Source organism: Jatrophihabitans sp. YIM 134969 (assembly GCF_054456675.1).
Genome location: NZ_JBTJEQ010000017.1, coordinates 50,316 through 68,306, shown reverse-complemented (window position 1 = coordinate 68,306; position 17,991 = coordinate 50,316). Strand labels below are relative to the sequence as shown.

The window sequence follows — 17,991 nt, the reverse complement described above, 5'->3', positions numbered from 1 at the left end:
GCGGCACCCGGCTGCCCGGTAACACCCGGCGTCCCGGCGGACGCGGGGGTGTCGACGGTGGGGCTCAGCTGCGTCGCCGGGCGGCGTCGAGCACCGCGACCCCCTCGGGCGGCAGGCCCGCGGCGGCGGCGAGGACGTCCACGAACGCCTGCAGGTGCGGTCCGAGGTCGGCGTCCAGAGCCGTCCACGACGCCCGCAGTTCGATCGAGGCCGTGGTGGCGGGGCCGGCGAGGTCCCCGAAGCGCGAGGACAGCGTGTGGGTGATCGTCCCGCCCGCGGCCGTGAACGCGGCGTCACGGTCGGCGAGGGCGTCGGTCAGCCACGACCACCCGACCTCCGGCAGCATCGGGTCGATCGACATCGCGTCGTCGAGCTCGGCGGTGGCGAACGCGACGAGGCGCAGCGTGCCGTGCCAGGCCTCGTGGCCGTCGGGATCGTGCAGCAGCACCAGCCGACCGGTGGCGGCGGTCTCGCCACCGCGCCCGACCGGCACCTCGGCGGCCACGGCGTGGCTCCACGGCGCCAGGCGCTGCGGCGGGCGCACGGGTTCGACCCGCACCTCGGGCCGCAGGACGGCCGTGCCCATCGAGGCCACCGCACGGGAGAACGTCGCGGGGGTCAGCGCGGCGGCGACGGGATCGTCCGCCGTCCCGGGCTCGCCCGGGCGTGGTCCGGTCGGCAAGGTGCGTACCTCCGACGTCGTCATCATCCGGCCCTTCTCGTGAGCGGGATCTCGAGTGGGGGTTCGGGGGTCGCGGGCCCGAGCGAGAGTGCGAGGCCGCAGACGGCGCACATCCGGTCGGGGAGGTCGGCGGGCTCGCAGCGGTCGTCGTCGTCGTCGCAGAACGGGACGACGAGGTCGCGCGGGGCGGCGCACACCGGGCAGTCGAACGCCTCGACGCCGGCGGCGGTCAGGACGACGCCGTCGAGCGCGGGGAGCAGCGCCAGGGTCGGACGGGGCACGGTCGGGCCTCCTCGCGGTCGTGGCGACGGTCCCGGCGGGAGCCGGAATCGAACGCACGGTCGGTGGTCGACGTCCACGTTCGCACGGCGGTCGGGTCGGGGTGGGCAGGCGCGCCGAACGCGGGCCCCGATCTCGTCCCCAACAGACGCTGAGACCCCCGGGCCCGGGCACAGCGGAATCCTGCGTGAGCCCTCTTGTCTGTGAGCGCTGTCACAGGGTACGAATGGTCGCGCAGGCACGTTCCAGGCCAGCGTTCCGGCGGCAGAGAAGCCGGTACCGCCCCGGGGCCGTGTCGCAGCACGGGTCAGCGGTACCCACGCCGGGTCCGCCGCCGACCGGCCGACGTCGTGGGCCTGCCCGCTCGACGACCCTCGTCGAACCCGGGCCGAGGCCAACCACCACGACGCCCCGCCCAGCGCCTTGCTCGCCGCATGGCCCGTGCTCCGCGGTGCCGCCCCGCCCCGGTCCGTCGCCGGGTGCGGGGCGGCACGCCGCCACCCACGTCCCCTCCCACGCCGCATGCCACCATCGGTCCCGTGACGTCGCCGTCGACCGCCGCCCCGACCGCCTCCGAGCCCACCCGGGTGTCGCCGTTGGTCGCCGCCGCCCGCGGACGCCACGAGGGTCCGCCGCCGGTGTGGTTCATGCGTCAGGCCGGCCGGTCGCTGCCGGAGTACCGCGAGATCCGTCAGGGCACCTCGATGCTCGACGCCTGCCGGACCCCCGACCTCGTCACCGAGATCACCCTGCAACCGGTGCGCCGGCACCACGTCGACGCCGCGATCCTGTTCTCCGACATCGTGGTGCCGCTCGTCGCCATCGGCGTGGGCGTCGACATCGTCGCGGGCGTCGGGCCGGTCGTCGAGCACCCGGTGCGCACCGCGGCCGACCTCGCCGCGCTGCGTGACCTCGAGCCGGCCGACCTCGGGTTCCTCACCGAGGCCGTCACCATGCTCGTGCGCGAACTCGGCCCGACCCCGCTCATCGGCTTCGCCGGCGCGCCCTTCACGCTCGCGTCCTACCTGGTCGAGGGCGGGCCCTCGAAGGACCACGCGCGGACCAAGGCGCTCATGCACTCCGAACCCGCGCTGTGGCACGAGCTGCTGGGGCGGTTGGCCCGGATCTCGGCGGCGTTCCTGCAGGCGCAGGTCGACGCCGGCGTCTCGGCGATCCAGGTGTTCGACTCGTGGGCGGGCGCGTTGTCGGAGGTCGACTACCGCGAGTTCGTGCTGCCGCACAGCACGGGGGTCTTCTCCACCCTCACCGGCGACGTGCCGCGCATCCACTTCGGGGTCGGCACGTCGGAGCTGTTGCCGGCGATGCGCGAAGCGGGCGCCGACGTCGTGGGCGTCGACTGGCGCACCCCGCTCGACGTCGCGGCGTCCCGGTTGCGGGCCGCCGCCCCCGACACCTCCGGACCGCTGGTGCTGCAGGGCAACCTCGACCCGGCGCTGCTGTTCGCCGAGTGGTCGGTGGTCGAGGCGGCCGTCCGCCGCATCGTCGCCGAGGGCCGCGCCGCCGACGGCCACATCTTCAACCTCGGCCACGGCGTGCTGCCCGGCACCGATCCGACGGTCATCACCCGCGTCGTCGAGCTGGTCCACTCCCTCTGACGCGCGGCCGCCCGCTCACCAGTCGTCGTCGGCGTACCAGCCCGCGGCGACGGGCTCGGTGATCCGACGGATCGTCGCGGCGTCCGCGGGTTCGAGATCGCGTCTCCACCGCCCGAGGTCGGCGCGGCTGTCCCGGCGCAACGTGTGGACGGCGTCGTCCGTCGGGGCCGCCGGCTTGTGCGTACCGGTGGTCGCCTGCACGTGCCGCTGCGCCCGCAGGTCGTAGACCAGGCCGACGTGCGCGTGGAGCTTCGCGAACCACCGGTCCGGTTGGGCCGAGACGTCCTCGTGCCGCACGGCGAGGACGCCGTCGTTGCGGTCGGTCACGGTGCCCAACACGGTGTACAGCGCGGCCCACAGCCGCGCCGCGGACTCGACCCGCTCGTAGCCGCCGCCGCGACCGACGAGCTCGGCGAGGTCGAAGGCCTCGACCAGGTCCGGTTGCGCGGCGAGGTCCTCCAACCCGAACGTCCACCCCAACCGCAGGTAGCTGTGGACGACCGCGGCCGGGTGACGCACGGTGACGACCGTGGGCGCACCGAACCGGCGGTGCAGCCACTCGGCCGAGAGCGCGGCCATCGGATCCTTGAGCAGCCACCGGTCCCCGCCGCGCAGGACGTCGACGCGGTGGTGCACCTGGGTGCGGGAACCGAGCGTGGCCCGGAGGAGCTTCTTCGGTCCGCTCACGGGCGCATCGATCGTCGAGGGGTGGAAGCGCGGGCGCCCGTGCAGGAGGTCCTCCACCAGCGGCGCGACGACCGGCTCCCACCGGCTGCCCACGGCGACGTACGTGAACTGCTGCGGGATGCCGGTCAACCCGATCTGGGCGTTGAACGGCTCGTACACGAAGCGCACCCCGGCGGCGGTGGCGAGAACACCACCGACGAAGGTGGTCCCGCTCCGCGGCGCGCCGGTGACCAACACCGGCGGGAGCGTGAACCGACCGCGGATCAGACCGGCAGCACCCATTCGTCGTGCTGCAGGATCGTGACCTCGCCGCGCGGGCCGGTGCCGGTGACCGTCATCCCGGTGCCCCCGACCACGACGTCGGTGTGGACGGCGCTGACGTTGAGGCCGAGCTCCGCGCGCTGTTCGGGGGTCATGGCGGTGCCGCCCTCGACCGCGAACGGGAAGCTCATGCCCCACGCGACGTGACAGCCGGCGTTCTCGTCGAACAGCGTGTCGTGGAAGACGATGCCCGCCCGGGCGATCCGGGAGTCGCGGTCGACGAGCGAGACCTCGCCGAGGCGGCGGGCGCCCTCGTCGGTGGCGAGCTGCGCCGAGACGGCCTCGGCGCCGGTGTCGGCGGTGACCTCCACGATCCGTCCGCCCTCGAACGTCACGACGAGTCCCTCGACGAGTCCGCCGCCGGGCAGCACCAACGGCTTGGACAGCGTGATCGTCCCGTCGGCCCGGCGGTTGTCCGGGCTGGTGAACACCTCCTCGGTCGGCAGGTTCGGCATGTAGCCGATGCCGGCCGCGTTGCTGATCCCGCCGCCCGTCCACCGGGTGTCCGGCACGAGCCCCGCGACCAGGTCGGTGCCCGGCCCGACGTAGCGGACCGAGGTCAGCTCGAGGGCGTCGAGGGCCTTCGCCCGCGCGCTGAGGGTGGCGTCGCGCTCGCGCCAGGCGGCGACCGGGTCGTCCTCGTCGAGGCGCATCGCGGTGCCGACGGCGTCCCACAGCCGTTCGACGTCGGGCTCGCCGAACACCTGCTCGGCCCAGCCCGGGTTCGGCGCGGCGACGATCGTCCAGGTCACCGCACCGGAGAACAGCGCGCGCCGCGTGGCGTTGCTCAGCTCGCGGGGGCTCGCGCCCACCTTCGCGGGGTCGAGGCCGTCGAGCAGGTGCGGGTCGGGGTCGCCGGTGAGCCGGATCATCGCCGTGCCACGTCGTTCCCACTCCGCGACCTGCGCGAGGCGCCACTCCGGGGACTCGGTGAGCGTCTCGACGTCGGCGTGGACGACCGCGCTGCGGTGGACCGGCCCGTCGGTCCAGTTCACGTCGACCCGCCGCGCGCCGGCGGCGTACGCCCGCTCCACGACGGCCCGGACGATCTCCGCGTGGGCGATGTCCGCGGCGACGAGGACGTCCTGGCCGGGCTGGACGTTCGCGCCCACCCTCACCGCGAGGTCAGCGAAACGTTCGAGACGGTCGGCCATGCTGTGAACCCTAGGACTCCCTACTGTGGGTGGACGTGCGGGTCGCGGTCGTCGGAGGCGGGATCGCCGGGCTGACCACCGCGTGGACCCTGACCCGGGAACGGCCGGGCACCGAGGTCGTGGTGTTCGAGGCGGCCGACCGGGTCGGAGGGAAGCTGCGGCGCGCGGACCTCGCGGGCGAACGGGTCGACGTCGGCGCCGAGGCCATGCTGGTCCGTCGGCCCGAGGGCGCCGACCTGGTCGCCGAGCTCGGCCTCGAACTCGTGCACCCCCTCACCACGGCCGCGTCCATCCGCGCGAACGGCGCGCTGCACCCCGTGCCGCGGGGCACGGTCATGGGGGTCCCGGCCTCGGCCGCGGCGGTGGCGGACGTCCTCGACCGCGAGACGCTCGCCCGCATCGAGGCCGAGCCGACGGCGTCGCCGCTCCCGCCCTTGACCGACGACGTCGCGATCGGTGCGCTCGTCGCGGAGCGTGTGGGCCCGCAGGTCGTCGACCGGTTGGTCGAGCCGTTGCTGGCCGGCGTCTACGCCGGGCGCCCGGCGCGGCTGTCGCTGCGCTCGACCGTCCCGCAGTTGTGGCAGGCCCTGCGCGCGGGCGGGTCGCTGGTCGAGGCGGCGCGCCGATCGTTGCCCCCTGCACCGGTCGGCGCCCCCGCCCCGGTGTTCGGGTCACTGTCCGGCGGGCTCGGCCGGTTGCCGGAGGAGCTCGTGACGCGCGGCGGTTTCGTGGTGCGTTCCGGGGCGACGGTGCGGGAACTGCGTCGGGTCGGCGGCGGGTTCGAGCTCGTGGTCGGACCGGTGCCGTCTGCAACGGTCGAGTCGTTCGACGCGGTCGTGGTCGCGGTGCCGCCGCCGGCGGCGGCGCGTCTGCTCACGGACCTCGCCCCCGACGCGGCGGCCGCGCTCGGCGCGGTCGACCTCGCGAGCGTGGCGGTGGTCTCGGCGGCGTTCCGCGACGTCGACCTCCCCGCTGGCAGCGGTCTGCTCGTCGCGCCCGACGACGGCCTGGCCGTCAAGGGCGTCACCATCAGCTCGCAGAAGTGGGGCGGCGCGCCCGACGGTCTGGTGCGGCTCCGGATGTCGCTGGGCCGCGCGGGCGACACCCGCACGCTGCAACGTTCGGACGCCCAGCTGGCCGAGCTCGCCCTCGCCGACCTCGCCACGCTGTACGGCGAGTTCCCGGCGCCCGTCGACACCCGTGTGACCCGGTGGGGTGGTGGGCTCCCGCAGTACGACGTCGGTCACGCCGACCGGGTCGCGGTGGTGCGGGCGGCCGTCGCGGAGGTCCCGGCGCTCGCGGTGGCGGGCGCGGCGTACGACGGCGTGGGGGTTCCGGCCGTCATCGGCTCCGCGCGTGCCGCAGCTCACCGCCTCCTGGGGACTTCGGGGTCCTAGCCCCACCGCCCTGCACAGCCGGGCCGTCCACAATGGAGGCATGGTCGACGGCAAGAAGGCACGCGAACTCAACGAGGTCATCCGCTACACGGCGTGGTCGGTGTTCGCCGCCACGACCCCGCTCCCGGACGACCGGTCGGCGATCTCGGCCGAGGTCGACGAGCTGTTCGAACAGCTGGCGGCGAAGGACGTCGTCGTCCGCGGCACCTACGACGTGAGCGCGCTGCGGGCCGACGCCGACGTCATGGTCTGGTGGCACGCCGAGACGGCCGAGGCCCTCCAGGACGCCTACAGCCGGTTCCGCCACACGGCGCTGGGCAAGACCCTCACGCCGGTGTGGTCGAACATGGCCCTGCACCGGCCGGCCGAGTTCAACAAGAGCCACGTCCCGGCGTTCCTCGCCGACGAGGAGCCCGGCCGCTACGTGTGCGTCTACCCGTTCGTGCGCTCCTACGAGTGGTACCTGCTGCCCGACGCCGAGCGGCGCGACCTGCTCAAGGAGCACGGCCTGATGGCGCGGGACTACCCCGACGTCCGGGCCAACACCGTCAGCTCGTTCGCGCTCGGCGACTACGAGTGGATCCTCGCGTTCGAGGCGGGGGAGCTCTACCGCATCGTCGACCTCATGCGTCACCTGCGAGGGTCCGACGCGCGGCGGCACGTCCGCGAGGAGATCCCGTTCTACACCGGCACGCGCCGCGAGGTCGCCGAGATCGTGGCGGCCCTGCCGTGACGGCGCCGGCCCGCCCGGTCGCGCACGACCCGTCGGACGCCCACGACCCCGTCGCCGCGGCGCTCGACGCCCTGCCGGTCAAGCCGCGCATGCGCGGCTGGCTGCACGCCGGGGCGGCCGTGGTGTCGCTGGTCGCGGGCATCGTGCTGGTCACGGTCGCGTGGTCGACCCAGGGCGGCGGCGCGGCGCTCGCCACCGGGATCTACAGCCTGACCATCGTCGCGCTGTTCACGATCTCCGGGTGCTACCACCGGTTGGACTGGTCGCCGCGGGGCCGAGCCGTCATGAAACGGCTCGACCACTCGATGATCTTCGTGTTCATCGCGGGCACGTACACCCCGATCGCGGTCCTGGCCCTGGAGCCGCCGACGCGGACCTGGGTGCTCGCGACCGTGTGGGTCGGCGCCGTGCTGGGCGTCGGGCTCAACATGTTCTGGCCCGGCGCCCCGCGGTGGGTCGGGGTCCCGCTCTACATCGCGCTCGGCTGGGTCGGGGTCTTCGTCTTCCCCGAGATCCTGCACGGCGGCGGCGTGGCCGCCCTCGTCCTGATCATCGCGGGCGGCGTCGCCTACACGCTCGGCGGCGTGGCCTACGGCACCAAGCGGCCCGACCCGTTCCCCGCCACCTTCGGCTTCCACGAGGTCTTCCACGCCTGCACGATCGTCGCGGCGCTGTGCCACTACCTCGCGATCTGGCTCGTCCTGCTGTAGCTCAGGCCTGCGGGGTCTCCTCGAAGGTCATGCTGATCGAGTTGATGCAGTACCGCAGATCGGTCGGGGTGTCGTAGCCCTCGCCCTCGAACACGTGCCCGAGGTGGCTGTGGCAGGTCGCGCACAGGACCTCGGTGCGCTTCATGCCGAGGGTCCGGTCGACCTTCTCGATGATCGCCTCGCCCGCGAGCGGGGTGAAGAAGCTCGGCCAGCCGCAGTGGCTGTCGAACTTGCCCTCGCTGCGGAACAGTTCGGCGTCACACGCGCGGCACCTGTAGACGCCCACCCGCTTGTTGTCGGTGTACTCGCCCACGTACGGGCGCTCGGTCGCCGCTTCCCGGAGCACGGCGTACGCGGAGGGGCCGAGCTGCGCGCGCCACTCGGCGTCGGACTTGGTGACCTTCGGGGCGCTGGTCTGGGGAGTCTGGGTCATGTCGATGGAACGAACGACGACGGGGCAGGATTCCGGACGTGCCCCTCACCCCGTTCGTGGTCGTCGACCCGGCCGTGCTGGACCGCAACGTCGCCGCCACCCAGGCGTTCGCCGACTCCCGCGGCATCGCTCTGCGCCCGCACGCGAAGACCCACAAGAGCGTCGACGTCGCCCGCCGCCAGCTCGCGGCGGGTGCGGTCGGACTGACCGTCGCGACCCTGGGGGAGGCCGAGGTGTTCGCCGACCTGTTGGCCGAGCACGACCGCGACGTCCTGGTCGCCTACCCCGTCCGCCCCGACGTCGACCGGTTGCGAGCGCTCGCGGCGCGGGTCCGGGTGGTCGTCGGTGTCGACGCCCTGGCCGGGGTGGAGGCGGCCGCGGCCGCGGGGGTCGCGGTGTCGGTGGAGGTCGACCCGGGGCTGCACCGCACGGGGGTCGCGCCGGAGCTGGCCGGGGAGCTCGCCGCCGCCGCCCGGGAGCGCGGCGTCGAGGTCGTCGGCGTGTTCACGTTCCCGGGGCACGGCTACGCCCCCGGGACGGGCGCGAGCGCCGCCGCCGACGAAGCCCGCGCTCTCCGGACGGCGGGGGAGTCGCTCGCCGCGGCCGGTGTCGAGGCGCCGGTCCGCAGCGGCGGGTGCACCCCGACGTTCGCCCACACCGACGCCGGCGTGGTCACCGAGCTCCGCCCGGGCGTGACGGTCTACTTCGACGCCCAGCAGGTCGCCCTCGGTGTGGCCACGCTCGAGCAGGTGGCGCTGTCGATCACCGCCACCGTGGTCAGCGACGCCGTGCCGGGCCAGGTGGTGCTCGACGCCGGCGCGAAGGTGCTCGGGATGGACCGCCCCGCCTACGTCGACGGCCACGGCCTGCTGCCGGACTTCCCGGCGGCGCGCATCGAACGGATCTGGGAGCACCACGGGGTCGTGACCATCCCGCCCGGCACGCCCGCGCCGGCGGTCGGCGACCGGGTGCGGGTGGTGCCCAACCACGTGTGCTCGACGGTGAACCTCGTCGACGAGGTCGTCGTCGGTGACGAGGTCTGGCCGGTGTCGACACGGGGTCGCAACACCTGACACGACCGCTGCGCGGTGCAACGGTCACAGCGCCGCGAGCGCGAGGCTCCCGAACGCCACGATCCAGCTCGCGAAGCTGCCGACCAGGAAGTACTCGGTGACGTCGCTCGGGCCACCCGGGTCGCCGCGGCGGGCCTCGCGCAACTCGGGGAAACGCAGCAGCGCCTTGGCCGCGACGACGACCGCGGCGCCCCCGAGGCTGCCGGCCAGGCCGAGCCCGACGATGAGCAGGCGCTCCATCGGCCCGAGGAACCGCCCACCGCGTAGGCGTTTCTCGTTGTCCGGGGCTGGGACACCGACCCGGTCCAGGAGCAACCGCACCAGCAGGTTCGCCGTGCCGAACTGCACCAGCACGACGGCGGCGACCAGCGCCGCCTGTTCCGAGGTCACCCGACCGGCGAGCACCGACGAGCGCACCAGGCCGTCGAGCACGCCGGGGTCACCCGCGCGGGCGCCGGCGACGGCGAACGCGACGACGCCGACCGCGAACCCGCCGAACGCCAACCGGGACGCCCGCAGCGGGGCCGCACCGGACGGTGCCCAGCCGTCGGCCGCACCGACGAGCCACGCGACCAGCGCGAGCCCGCCGACCACCCAGGCGGTGACGCCGACCGCGCCGTGCGGACCGGCCGCGAACGCCGTCAGCGCGAGCAGGACCAACGCGGGGGCACCGAGCGCGACCGTGCGCACGGTGCCCCGGACCACCCGGCCGGAGCGGGCGAGGTCGACGAGGCCGACCACGACGAGCCAGCAGGCGAGTCCGGTCACGGCTGGGGGCGGTGGGCGTCGGCGAACACGGCCTGAGCCTCCCGCACGGCACCGACACCCCGGGCGAAGGCCTGGGACACGGCGGACTCGCTGACCCCCTCGGCGGCGGCGATCTCGCGTTGCGTCGCCCCGCCGAGCGCGCGGATCAGCATGGAGCGGGACCGGGCGTTGAGCCGGTCGACCAGGGCGTCGCGGGTCAGCAGGAAGGCGTTGACCGGTCCGGCGGGCGGGCCGTCGGCCCCCCGGTCGTACCAGGTGCGGTGCAGGCGGTGGGCCGGCGTGCCGAGCAGGTCCAGGGCGGCGCGGGCGCTCCACCAGGCCGGGCCGTCCTGCAGCAGGGGAACCCGTTCGGCGTCGAAGACCTCCCGTTCGCCGGTCCCGATCCCGCACCGGACGTCGCCGTCGTGGCCGAGCAGCAACCGCCCCAGTACCGCGGCCAGCGTGGCGTCGGCGAGCGTGGCGAAGGTGCCCTGGAACTCGTCGCCGACCGTGGGTTCGAGGCGATCGACCAGGGGCACGGTGGCGGCGATGGTGGTGAGGGCCGCGGCGAGGGCCCGCTGGGTGGCGGACCGGGACGTCGACCGCCGGGAGCCGACGAGGTCACCGATGAGGGTGTAGACGCGATCGGCCACCACTGAAGCCTATCACTTCACTTCGTCGAGATGAAGTCATGCGCTTCAGCTCAGGCCGACTGCTGTTCGGCTGAAGCGTCGTGCTTCAGATCGACCCTCTGAAGCACCTTCCTTCAGCGAGCCCGCCGACCGGGGCCGCCTGCCCCGATACGCTCGACCGATGCCGACACCTGCGGTCGAGCTCGAGGTGGGGGAGCAGACCGTCCGGGTCAGCAACCCCGACCGGGTCTACTTCGCCGAGCGCGGCGAGACCAAGCTCGACCTCATCCGCTACTACGAGTCGGTCGGCGAGGGCATCGTGCGGTCCTTGGGGGAACGGCCGTGCATGCTGCACCGCTACCCCGACGGCACCAGCGGCGAGAAGATCTACCAGAAGCGGCTGCCGAAGGGCGCGCCCGACTGGGTCGAGACCGTCGAGGTCCGCTTCCCGTCCGGCCGCACCGCCGACGAACTGTGCGTCACCAAGCTCGCCGACGTCGTCTGGGCCTGCCAGATGTCCACGGTCGAGTTCCACACCTGGCCCAGCCGGCGGGCCGACACCGAGCACCCCGACGAGTGGCGTATCGACCTCGACCCGCAGCCGGGCGGCGGGATGACCGAGGCGCGCATCGTCGCCTATGTCGTGCAGGAGACCCTCGCCGAACTCGGTGCGGTCGGGTGGCCGAAGACCTCCGGCAGCAAGGGCCTGCACATCTACGTGCGCATCCCGCCCCACCACGGGTTCCGCGAGGTCCGTCGCGGTGCGCTCGCCTTCGCCCGCGAGGTCGAGCGGCGTTGCCCCCAGCTGGTCACGACGGCCTGGTGGAAGGAGGAGCGGACCAAGCCGGTCTTCATCGACTACAACCAGAACGCCCGCGACCACACGATCGCCTCGGCGTACTCGGTGCGCGGCGGTCCGGCCGGGTACGTGTCGGCGCCGATCCGGTGGGACGAGGTCGCCGACGTCGAGATCGCCGACTTCACCATCGCGACCATGCCCGCCCGCTTCGCCGCCCTCGGTGACCTGCACGCCGGCATGGACGACGCCCCCTGGGACATCGCGCCGCTACTGGAGTGGGCCGACCGCGACGAGACCGACCGTGGCCTCGGCGACGCCCCCTACCCGCCGAACCACCCCAAGCAGGAGGGCGAACCGCCCCGCGTCCAGCCGTCACGCAAGGTGGCGGCCAACTGGGACGGCGACGTCCGCAAGCCGAAGATCTGACGCCGACCCACGGACGTCGACCTCACCGCGCGTCCCGGGTGGCGACCAGAAGGCGGACTTTCGTCGGTTCAGGTCCGGGTCCAGGGCCTACCCCGACCGGCGACCGGCGTCAGCTGCGCGGTGACGTCGCGATGTGCGCGCGTTCGCCCTGGACGCCGAACAACGCGAGGATCTCGGCGGGTTCGGGGCCGGGGTTGCCGAGCCAGTGCGGCTCGCGGGTGTCGAACTCGGCGGCCTCGCCCGGTTCCAGGGTCAGGTCCTGGTCGCCGAGGATGAGCCGGATCCTCCCGTTCATGACGTAGAACCACTCGTAGCCCTCGTGGGTGCGCAACGCCAGGTTGGCGGGTGGGTCCTCGGGCGGGACGATGACCTTGTAGGCCTGGATGCCGCCCGCCCGACGGGTCAGCGGGATGAAGACGCGTCCGTGCCGACGGATCGGCCGCAGGTGGATGCGCGGGTCGCCGGTGGGCGGCGCGTCGACGAGTTCGTCGAGCGCCACGCCGTGGGCGCGGGCGAGCGGGAGCAGCTGCTCCAGGGTCGGGCGGACCTTGCCGTTCTCCAGCCGCGACAGCGTGCTCGCGGTCAGCCCGGTCTCCTCGGCGAGCTCGGCCAGGGTGGCGCCACGGTCTCGCCGCAGCCGCTTGAGCCGGGGCCCGACACCGGCCAGCACGTCGCGTTCGGTCTTCGCCGTCATCGACCCAGCATGCAGTTGTGCAAGATTCCTTGCAACCTCGCATCCGGCTGCGGCACGGTGGAGCCATGGACGACACGATGCTCGACGTACTGGTGGTCGGTGGGGGATCGGCGGGGCTGTCCGCCGCGATCGGGGTGGCCCGCTTCGGGCGGCGGGTCGAGGTGGTGGACGCCGGCGAACCGCGCAACGCGCCCGCGGCCGGTGTGCACAACCTGCTCGGTCACGACGGCGTGTCCCCCCTCGAACTGCTGCGCCGCGGGCGCGCGGAGTTCGAGCGCTTCGGCGGTGTGGTGGTGCACGACCGTGCGACGTCGGCGGCCCGGGTCGACGGCGGCTTCGTGGTGACCCTCGCCTCGGGCGCGCGCCGCACCGCCCGTCGGCTGGTCGTCGCGACCGGCGGGCGGGACCGGCTGCCCGCGGTCGAGGGGTTGCGGGAGCGGTGGGGTCGCGAGGTGCTGCACTGCCCGTTCTGTCACGGCTGGGAGGTCCGCGGCGAGACCATCGGCGTCGTCGCCACCGACCCGGTGGTCGCCGCGCACCAGGCCCTGCTGTTCCGCGAACTGTCCGACGACGTCGTGGTCCTCGCGGGTGACGAGGTCGCCTTCACCGAGGACCAGCGCGCGCAGTTCGCCGCCCTCGGGATCGGCGTCGCGGCCGCTGCGGACGCGGTCGTCGTCGAGGACGACCGGCTGACCGGCGTCCGCCTCGCCGACGGCACCACCCTCGCCCGGCAGGCGCTCGTCGTCGCCCCCGACGTCGACGTCACCGATCCCGTCCTGGAGGCCCTGGGGGTCGAGCAGTCCGACGACCCACGCACCGGGTACGTCCACGACCCGGTGGGCGCCACCTCCGTCCCCGGACTCTGGATCGCGGGCAACGTCGCCGAGCCGTTCGCGACGGTCGTCATGGTGTCGGCCGCGGGCATGACCGTGGCGAGCGCGGTCACCGCGGACATCCTCGCCGAGCGGGTGCGGCGCGCCACCGCCGCCGCGGCGTGACGGCGCCGGACGGCCCGCGGACCCGCTTCGACGAGCTGCTGGACGAGTACCGCGCCGCGCTGCTCGCGAGCCTCGACGACCTCACCGAGGAGGAGGCCCGCGCCCGGCTCGTCCCGTCGAAGACGACCCTGCTCGGCCTGGTGAAGCACGTGACCTTCGTGGAGGCCGTCTGGTTCGCCCACGCCGTCGACGGCCGGACGTTGCGCGACCTCGGCGTCGCGTCGACCCCGGACCGGTCGTTCACGCTTCGGCGGGCCGACACGATCGAGACCGTCCGGGTCGCCTACCGCGACCGCCTCGAGGACTCCCGCCGGACGACCGCGGCGCTCGCGCTCGACGACGTCGTCGAGGGTGGCCGCGGCGAGCGCACGGTGTGGGCGTTGTACCTGCAGGTGCTGCGTGAGCTGGCGCAGCACGCGGGCCACGCCGACATCCTGCGCGAGCAGACCCTCGCCGCCCGCCCGGGGTGACCAGGAGTCGGCGTAGGTGGAGGACGGCAACCCGCTGGACGCCGACGGTGGGCCGCGCGACCATGCCGGGGTGACCGAGCCCGGGGACGACGTCCCGACCCTGGTCGCCTGGGCGGGCGGCCCGGCGGCGCTGCGCCGGATGATCGACGCCTTCTACGACCGTGTCGAGCGCGACGACCTGCTCGCGCCGATGTTCCCGGGCGGTGTGAGCGAGCACCACCGGGCGCACGTGGCCGACTGGTGGAGCGAGGTGTTCGGCGGTCCGCCGATCTACACCGAGGAGCACGGCGGCTACGAGACCATGGTCGCCCACCACGTCGACCTCGCGATCACGCCCGAGCAGCGGCACCGGTTCGTCGCGCTCATGAGCCTCGCGGCCGACGACGCGCACCTGCCGGACGATCCCGAGTTCCGCGCCGCCGTGCTCGGGTACGTCGAGTGGGGCAGCCGGATCGCGATGACCAACTCGCGGCCCGGTGCGGCGATCGTGCCGCACGCCCCGGTCCCGCGGTGGGGCTGGGGTGTGGCACCGCCCTGGACCGGGTGAACCGCGAGATCCGTCGGGTCAGACCGTGATGAGCACGATCGCCGCGCCCGCGGCGACCAACCCGACCCCCTGCACCCGGGTCGGCCGTTCCCGCAGGACCGTTGCAGCCAGCAACACCGTCACCGCGGGGTAGAGCGAGGTCAGCACCGCGGCGAGCGAGAGCAGCCCCTCGCGGCTGGCCAGCAGGAACGCCAGGTTGGCGGTGGCGTCGAACAGCCCCGAGACCAACGCCAGCAGCAGCGCCTTGCCGTGCATCGCCACCACGGCGCCGGTCTTCCACGCGAACGGCACGATGAGCACCGCCGAGGCCACGCGCGAGATCAGCAACGGCCACACGCCGGAGTCGTCGTCGGCGCGGGCGAGGAACACGAAGTACAACCCGAACCCGAGCCCGGCGATCCCGGCCAGGGCCAACGCCCGGGGTGGCACGCCGCCGGATCCGCCACCGCCCCCGACCAGGACGACCGCCACCAGCCCGACCGCCACGCCGATCCACGCGATCACCGCGGGCCGCTCGCCCAACGCCACGCCGATGAGGACCGGCACCGCCGCGGCGAGCACGGCCGAGACCGGGGAGACGACGCTCATGGGTCCGGCGGTCAGCGCCGAGTACAGGCAGAGCACACCGGTCAGCCCGGCGACGCCCCCGGCGACCCCCCAACCGACCGTTGCCCACGACAACGGTCCACCGAGGAACGGCAGCGCGACCAGGCCGAGCACCACCCCGACCGGGTAGGCGTGCAGCAGGACGGTCGTCGCCCCCCGCGTGCGGGAGGCGAGGCCACCGGCGAAGTCGGACAGTCCGTACGCGATCGCCGCGAGCAGGCCGAGGACGACGGTCACCCCGGCACGCTAACTGGCCCGTCCACAGCGTCGAGTGGCGCACCGGACCGTCGAGTGGTGCGGGCAGGTTCAGGGAGGTGTCGCAACACCGGCTTGTGCGAGGAATCTATCGAGGACTTCGGCTGGGGTGTGATAGCCGTGTCGTTTGCGAGGTCGGCGGTTGAGTTGGTCGGCGACGGCGTTGAGTTGCTCGACGTCGATGACGCTGAGGTCGGTGCCTCTGGGCCAGTACTCCCGCAGCAACCCGTTGGTGTTCTCGTTGCTGCCGCGTTGCCAGGGGCTGTAGGGGTCGGCGAAGTAGACCTTGACGTCGGTGGCGGCCTGCAGCCGTGGCCAGGCGGCCATCTCGTAACCGCGGTCCCAGGTCAGGGTGCGCATCAACCCGGCCGGGATACCGCTGACGGCGCCGCCGATCTGGGCGGTGAATGCGGCGATGACCGCGTCGGTGACGGCCATGGTGCCGTGACCGTCGGGCAGGTGCAGCAGACACACGTAACCCGACACCCGCTCCACCAAGGTGCCCACTGCCGAACGGCCACCGGCCCCGACGATCAGGTCACCCTCCCAGTCGCCGGGGACCAGCCGGTCCTCGATCTCGGCCGGGCGGTCGTGGATCGAGGGGGCGTCGGCGCTGATCGCACCGCCGACCCCACGCCGGGAGCTGCCGTGTGGTCTGCGGACGGTGCGGCGGGTGCGCAGGTCAGCTTTCAACTGCCGGCGCAGCTCACCGCGGTCGCGGATGTAGATGGCCTGGTAGATCGTCTCGTGACTGATCCGCATCGACTCATCGTCGGGGAACAGCAGCGGCAACCGACCGGCGACCTCCTGCGGTGAGAACCGCTGCTCCAGCATCGACTGGACCCGCTCGGCCAAGGCCGGGTGCCGTTGCAGCTTGGTCGGCTGCGGTCGGCGACGACGCGTCACCGCCATCGTGTGAGCCCGCTCCGGTTCGTAACGACCCGACGGCGCCACGTTGCGTTGCAGCTCCCGCGACACCGTCGCCACATCCCGCCGCAGCGCCCGACCGATCGCACGCATCGACCGGCCCAACTCATGAAGCCGGGCGATCTCGTACCGCTCGTCACGACCGAGATACCGACAGTTGCCTTTGGCCGGCGCAGGGATCACCCCACCGACCTGAGCACGCCACTTCCTGACCAGCTTGTCCGACACGCCGACCCCGGCCATCTCAGCCGCGATCTGCACCGGCCGCTGACCAGCACGCAAACGGTCGAACACCGCCCGCTTCACCGCAGGATCCAACGCAGCAGGCATATCCGCCACCACCCCCTCATCAGGGTGTTGCGACCACGCCCAGAATCCAGGGCGTCTCAGCGCGCCACTGGGTGCACGAACGCGCCACTCGACCGGGGCAGCCGCCCGGCGTCAGCAGAACCAGGCGTCCGCCAGCGTCAGTCCGTGAGGGCCGGACGCGCCCAGACGAACTGGCCGACGTCGAGGTAGCCGGTGCGGAACCCCGCCTCGGAGTACGCCAGGTACAGCGACCACATCCGGCTGAACGTCTCGTCGAACCCGAGGCCGCGGACCTTGCCCGCCGCCGCCTCGAACGTCGAACGCCAGCGGGCCAGGGTGGCCGCGTAGTGGGCGCCGAACATCGTCTGCCGCACCGGGTGCAGGTCGGTGAACTCGGCCACGGACGCCCTGATCGACTCGACCGACGGCAGCTGCCCGCCCGGGAAGATGTACTTGCGGATCCAGGTGTAGGTGTCGCGCGAGGCGCGCATGCGGTCGTCGGGCATCGTGATGGCCTGGATGCCGACCCGGCCGCCCGGCGCGGTCAGGTTGCCCAGGGCGCTGAAGTACTCCGGCCAGTGGTTCGCGCCGACCGCCTCGATCATCTCGACGCTCACCACGGCGTCGAAGCGGCCGCGGACCTCGCGGTAGTCCTGCAACCGGATGTCGACCCGGTCGGCCACCCCGGCCTCGAGCACCCGGCGTCCGGCGAGCGCCGCCTGCTCGGTCGAGATCGTCACCGTCGTGACCTCGGCGCCGCGGCCGGCCGCGCGCAGGGCCAGTTCGCCCCAGCCGGTGCCGATCTCCAGCACCTGCGTGCCCGGGCCGACGCCGACGCTGTCCAGCAGGGTGTCGACCTTGCGCTGCTGGGCGGTGACCAGCGGCTCGGCGGTCGTGTACGGGTCACCGTCGAACAGGGCCGACGAGTAGGTCATCGTCGGGTCGAGGAACAGCGAGAACAGGTCGTTCGACAGGTCGTAGTGGTGGCTGATGTTGGCGCGGGCGCCGGTGATGTCGTTGTCCTGCGAGGCGGGCATCGCGGCGAGCACCATCCGCCGCAGGTGCTGGAACGCCGGCGGCACGAGGGTCGCGACCCGGTCGGCGAAGGTGGTCATGACGTCGGCGAGCCCGGTGGGGGAGCCGTCGTCGGTCCAGTCACCGGCCATGTAGCCCTCGCCGAAGCCGATGGTCCCGGACGACCCCAGCCGGGCGAAGAACGCGTCCGGGCGTCGCAGGACGAACACCGGCGCGGCGGGGTCGCCGGCGCCGCCGCCCGTCACCCGGCCGTCGGGCCACCGCACGGCCACCGGCAGCCGGTTCGTGGCGGTGAGGAACAACCGGCGGGCGATCGCCACCCGCGCCCGTGACGACTCGGGGAGGACGGCGACATCGGGCCAGCGGCCGGCGTCGACCGGACCGGGCTCGGACGGTCCGGACGTGGGCACCGCGGCGGACGACGTGGTCATGACTTGCCTCCTGCTCCGGGCGTGGGACAT

Annotated in this window: 20 protein-coding genes; 9 read left to right on the top strand and 11 right to left on the bottom strand. The window is 73.6% G+C overall.

The window, feature by feature from the left end:
- Positions 1-64 precede the first annotated feature (64 nt).
- Together ACXR2U_RS11135 and ACXR2U_RS11130 are read right to left on the bottom strand one after the other, a co-directional pair.
- Positions 65-709 (bottom strand): DUF3000 domain-containing protein, encoded by a 645-nt coding sequence (locus ACXR2U_RS11135; RefSeq protein ID WP_458825085.1) that lies wholly within the window; start codon positions 707-709, stop codon positions 65-67.
- The gene (locus ACXR2U_RS11130) at positions 706-963 is read right to left on the bottom strand and encodes a hypothetical protein (protein ID WP_458825084.1); all 258 of its coding nucleotides are present in this window, start codon (positions 961-963) and stop codon (positions 706-708) included. The genes ACXR2U_RS11135 and ACXR2U_RS11130 overlap by 4 nt, the downstream gene beginning before the upstream one ends.
- A gap of 528 nt (positions 964-1,491) precedes the next feature.
- Between ACXR2U_RS11130 and hemE the strand changes: the two genes are divergently transcribed.
- A complete protein-coding gene (hemE, locus tag ACXR2U_RS11125; RefSeq protein ID WP_458825113.1) occupies positions 1,492-2,577 on the top strand; it encodes a uroporphyrinogen decarboxylase in 1,086 nt (361 codons plus the stop codon).
- Between the two features lie 15 nt (positions 2,578-2,592).
- Here hemE and ACXR2U_RS11120 read toward each other — a convergent pair whose 3' ends face one another.
- Both ACXR2U_RS11120 and ACXR2U_RS11115 read right to left on the bottom strand, forming a co-directional pair.
- Positions 2,593-3,501 carry a sulfotransferase gene (locus ACXR2U_RS11120; protein ID WP_458825083.1) on the bottom strand — a complete coding sequence of 303 codons (909 nt, stop codon included), beginning with the start codon at positions 3,499-3,501 and terminating at the stop codon, positions 2,593-2,595.
- A gap of 26 nt (positions 3,502-3,527) precedes the next feature.
- A complete protein-coding gene (locus ACXR2U_RS11115; protein WP_458825082.1) occupies positions 3,528-4,739 on the bottom strand; it encodes an aminopeptidase in 1,212 nt (403 codons plus the stop codon).
- A 35-nt stretch (positions 4,740-4,774) separates the two neighbouring features.
- On the opposite strand from ACXR2U_RS11115, the gene hemG reads away from it, so the two are divergent.
- The 3 genes from hemG to trhA all read left to right on the top strand — a co-directional run bounded on the left by hemG (position 4,775) and on the right by trhA (position 7,579).
- Positions 4,775-6,136, top strand: a complete 1,362-nt coding sequence (gene hemG, locus ACXR2U_RS11110; protein ID WP_458825081.1) for a protoporphyrinogen oxidase — start codon at positions 4,775-4,777, stop codon at positions 6,134-6,136.
- Positions 6,137-6,176: 40 nt separating this feature from the next.
- The gene (hemQ, locus tag ACXR2U_RS11105) at positions 6,177-6,869 is read left to right on the top strand and encodes a hydrogen peroxide-dependent heme synthase (RefSeq protein ID WP_458825080.1); all 693 of its coding nucleotides are present in this window, start codon (positions 6,177-6,179) and stop codon (positions 6,867-6,869) included.
- A gap of 89 nt (positions 6,870-6,958) precedes the next feature.
- On the top strand, positions 6,959-7,579 hold the full coding sequence (gene trhA, locus ACXR2U_RS11100) for a PAQR family membrane homeostasis protein TrhA (protein WP_458825112.1): 621 nt from the start codon (positions 6,959-6,961) through the stop codon (positions 7,577-7,579).
- A gap of 1 nt (position 7,580) precedes the next feature.
- Here trhA and msrB read toward each other — a convergent pair whose 3' ends face one another.
- Complete coding sequence (msrB, locus tag ACXR2U_RS11095; protein WP_458825079.1) at positions 7,581-8,012, bottom strand: peptide-methionine (R)-S-oxide reductase MsrB; 432 nt, start codon at positions 8,010-8,012, stop codon at positions 7,581-7,583.
- Positions 8,013-8,050: 38 nt separating this feature from the next.
- On the opposite strand from msrB, the gene ACXR2U_RS11090 reads away from it, so the two are divergent.
- Entirely contained in the window at positions 8,051-9,085 is a 1,035-nt protein-coding gene (locus tag ACXR2U_RS11090) for an alanine racemase (RefSeq protein ID WP_458825078.1), read from the top strand.
- 24 nt (positions 9,086-9,109) lie between these two features.
- Here the strand turns inward: ACXR2U_RS11090 and ACXR2U_RS11085 are convergent, their stop codons facing one another.
- Together ACXR2U_RS11085 and ACXR2U_RS11080 are read right to left on the bottom strand one after the other, a co-directional pair.
- Positions 9,110-9,853 carry a hypothetical protein gene (locus tag ACXR2U_RS11085; RefSeq protein ID WP_458825077.1) on the bottom strand — a complete coding sequence of 248 codons (744 nt, stop codon included), beginning with the start codon at positions 9,851-9,853 and terminating at the stop codon, positions 9,110-9,112.
- Entirely contained in the window at positions 9,850-10,485 is a 636-nt protein-coding gene (locus ACXR2U_RS11080) for a SatD family protein (protein WP_458825076.1), read from the bottom strand. The genes ACXR2U_RS11085 and ACXR2U_RS11080 overlap by 4 nt, the downstream gene beginning before the upstream one ends.
- Before the next feature lie 160 nt (positions 10,486-10,645).
- Between ACXR2U_RS11080 and ligD the strand changes: the two genes are divergently transcribed.
- Positions 10,646-11,689, top strand: coding sequence for a non-homologous end-joining DNA ligase (ligD, locus tag ACXR2U_RS11075; protein ID WP_458825075.1), 1,044 nt, complete (start codon positions 10,646-10,648; stop codon positions 11,687-11,689).
- A gap of 109 nt (positions 11,690-11,798) precedes the next feature.
- Here the strand turns inward: ligD and ACXR2U_RS11070 are convergent, their stop codons facing one another.
- Positions 11,799-12,383: a helix-turn-helix domain-containing protein gene (locus tag ACXR2U_RS11070; protein ID WP_458825074.1), complete on the bottom strand. Its 585-nt coding sequence runs from the start codon at positions 12,381-12,383 to the stop codon at positions 11,799-11,801.
- A 65-nt stretch (positions 12,384-12,448) separates the two neighbouring features.
- Between ACXR2U_RS11070 and ACXR2U_RS11065 the strand changes: the two genes are divergently transcribed.
- The 3 genes from ACXR2U_RS11065 to ACXR2U_RS11055 all read left to right on the top strand — a co-directional run bounded on the left by ACXR2U_RS11065 (position 12,449) and on the right by ACXR2U_RS11055 (position 14,398).
- Positions 12,449-13,381: an NAD(P)/FAD-dependent oxidoreductase gene (locus ACXR2U_RS11065; protein ID WP_458825073.1), complete on the top strand. Its 933-nt coding sequence runs from the start codon at positions 12,449-12,451 to the stop codon at positions 13,379-13,381.
- Positions 13,378-13,851 carry a DinB family protein gene (locus ACXR2U_RS11060; RefSeq protein ID WP_458825072.1) on the top strand — a complete coding sequence of 158 codons (474 nt, stop codon included), beginning with the start codon at positions 13,378-13,380 and terminating at the stop codon, positions 13,849-13,851. Before ACXR2U_RS11065 ends, ACXR2U_RS11060 begins: the two co-directional genes overlap by 4 nt.
- Before the next feature lie 70 nt (positions 13,852-13,921).
- Complete coding sequence (locus ACXR2U_RS11055; RefSeq protein WP_458825071.1) at positions 13,922-14,398, top strand: group II truncated hemoglobin; 477 nt, start codon at positions 13,922-13,924, stop codon at positions 14,396-14,398.
- 18 nt (positions 14,399-14,416) lie between these two features.
- Here the strand turns inward: ACXR2U_RS11055 and ACXR2U_RS11050 are convergent, their stop codons facing one another.
- The 3 genes from ACXR2U_RS11050 to ACXR2U_RS11040 form a co-directional block, all read right to left on the bottom strand.
- Positions 14,417-15,241: an EamA family transporter gene (locus ACXR2U_RS11050; protein WP_458825070.1), complete on the bottom strand. Its 825-nt coding sequence runs from the start codon at positions 15,239-15,241 to the stop codon at positions 14,417-14,419.
- Between the two features lie 69 nt (positions 15,242-15,310).
- The gene (locus ACXR2U_RS11045) at positions 15,311-16,516 is read right to left on the bottom strand and encodes an IS30 family transposase (RefSeq protein ID WP_458825069.1); all 1,206 of its coding nucleotides are present in this window, start codon (positions 16,514-16,516) and stop codon (positions 15,311-15,313) included.
- A gap of 137 nt (positions 16,517-16,653) precedes the next feature.
- Entirely contained in the window at positions 16,654-17,961 is a 1,308-nt protein-coding gene (locus ACXR2U_RS11040) for a class I SAM-dependent methyltransferase (protein WP_458825068.1), read from the bottom strand.
- Positions 17,962-17,991 lie beyond the last annotated feature (30 nt).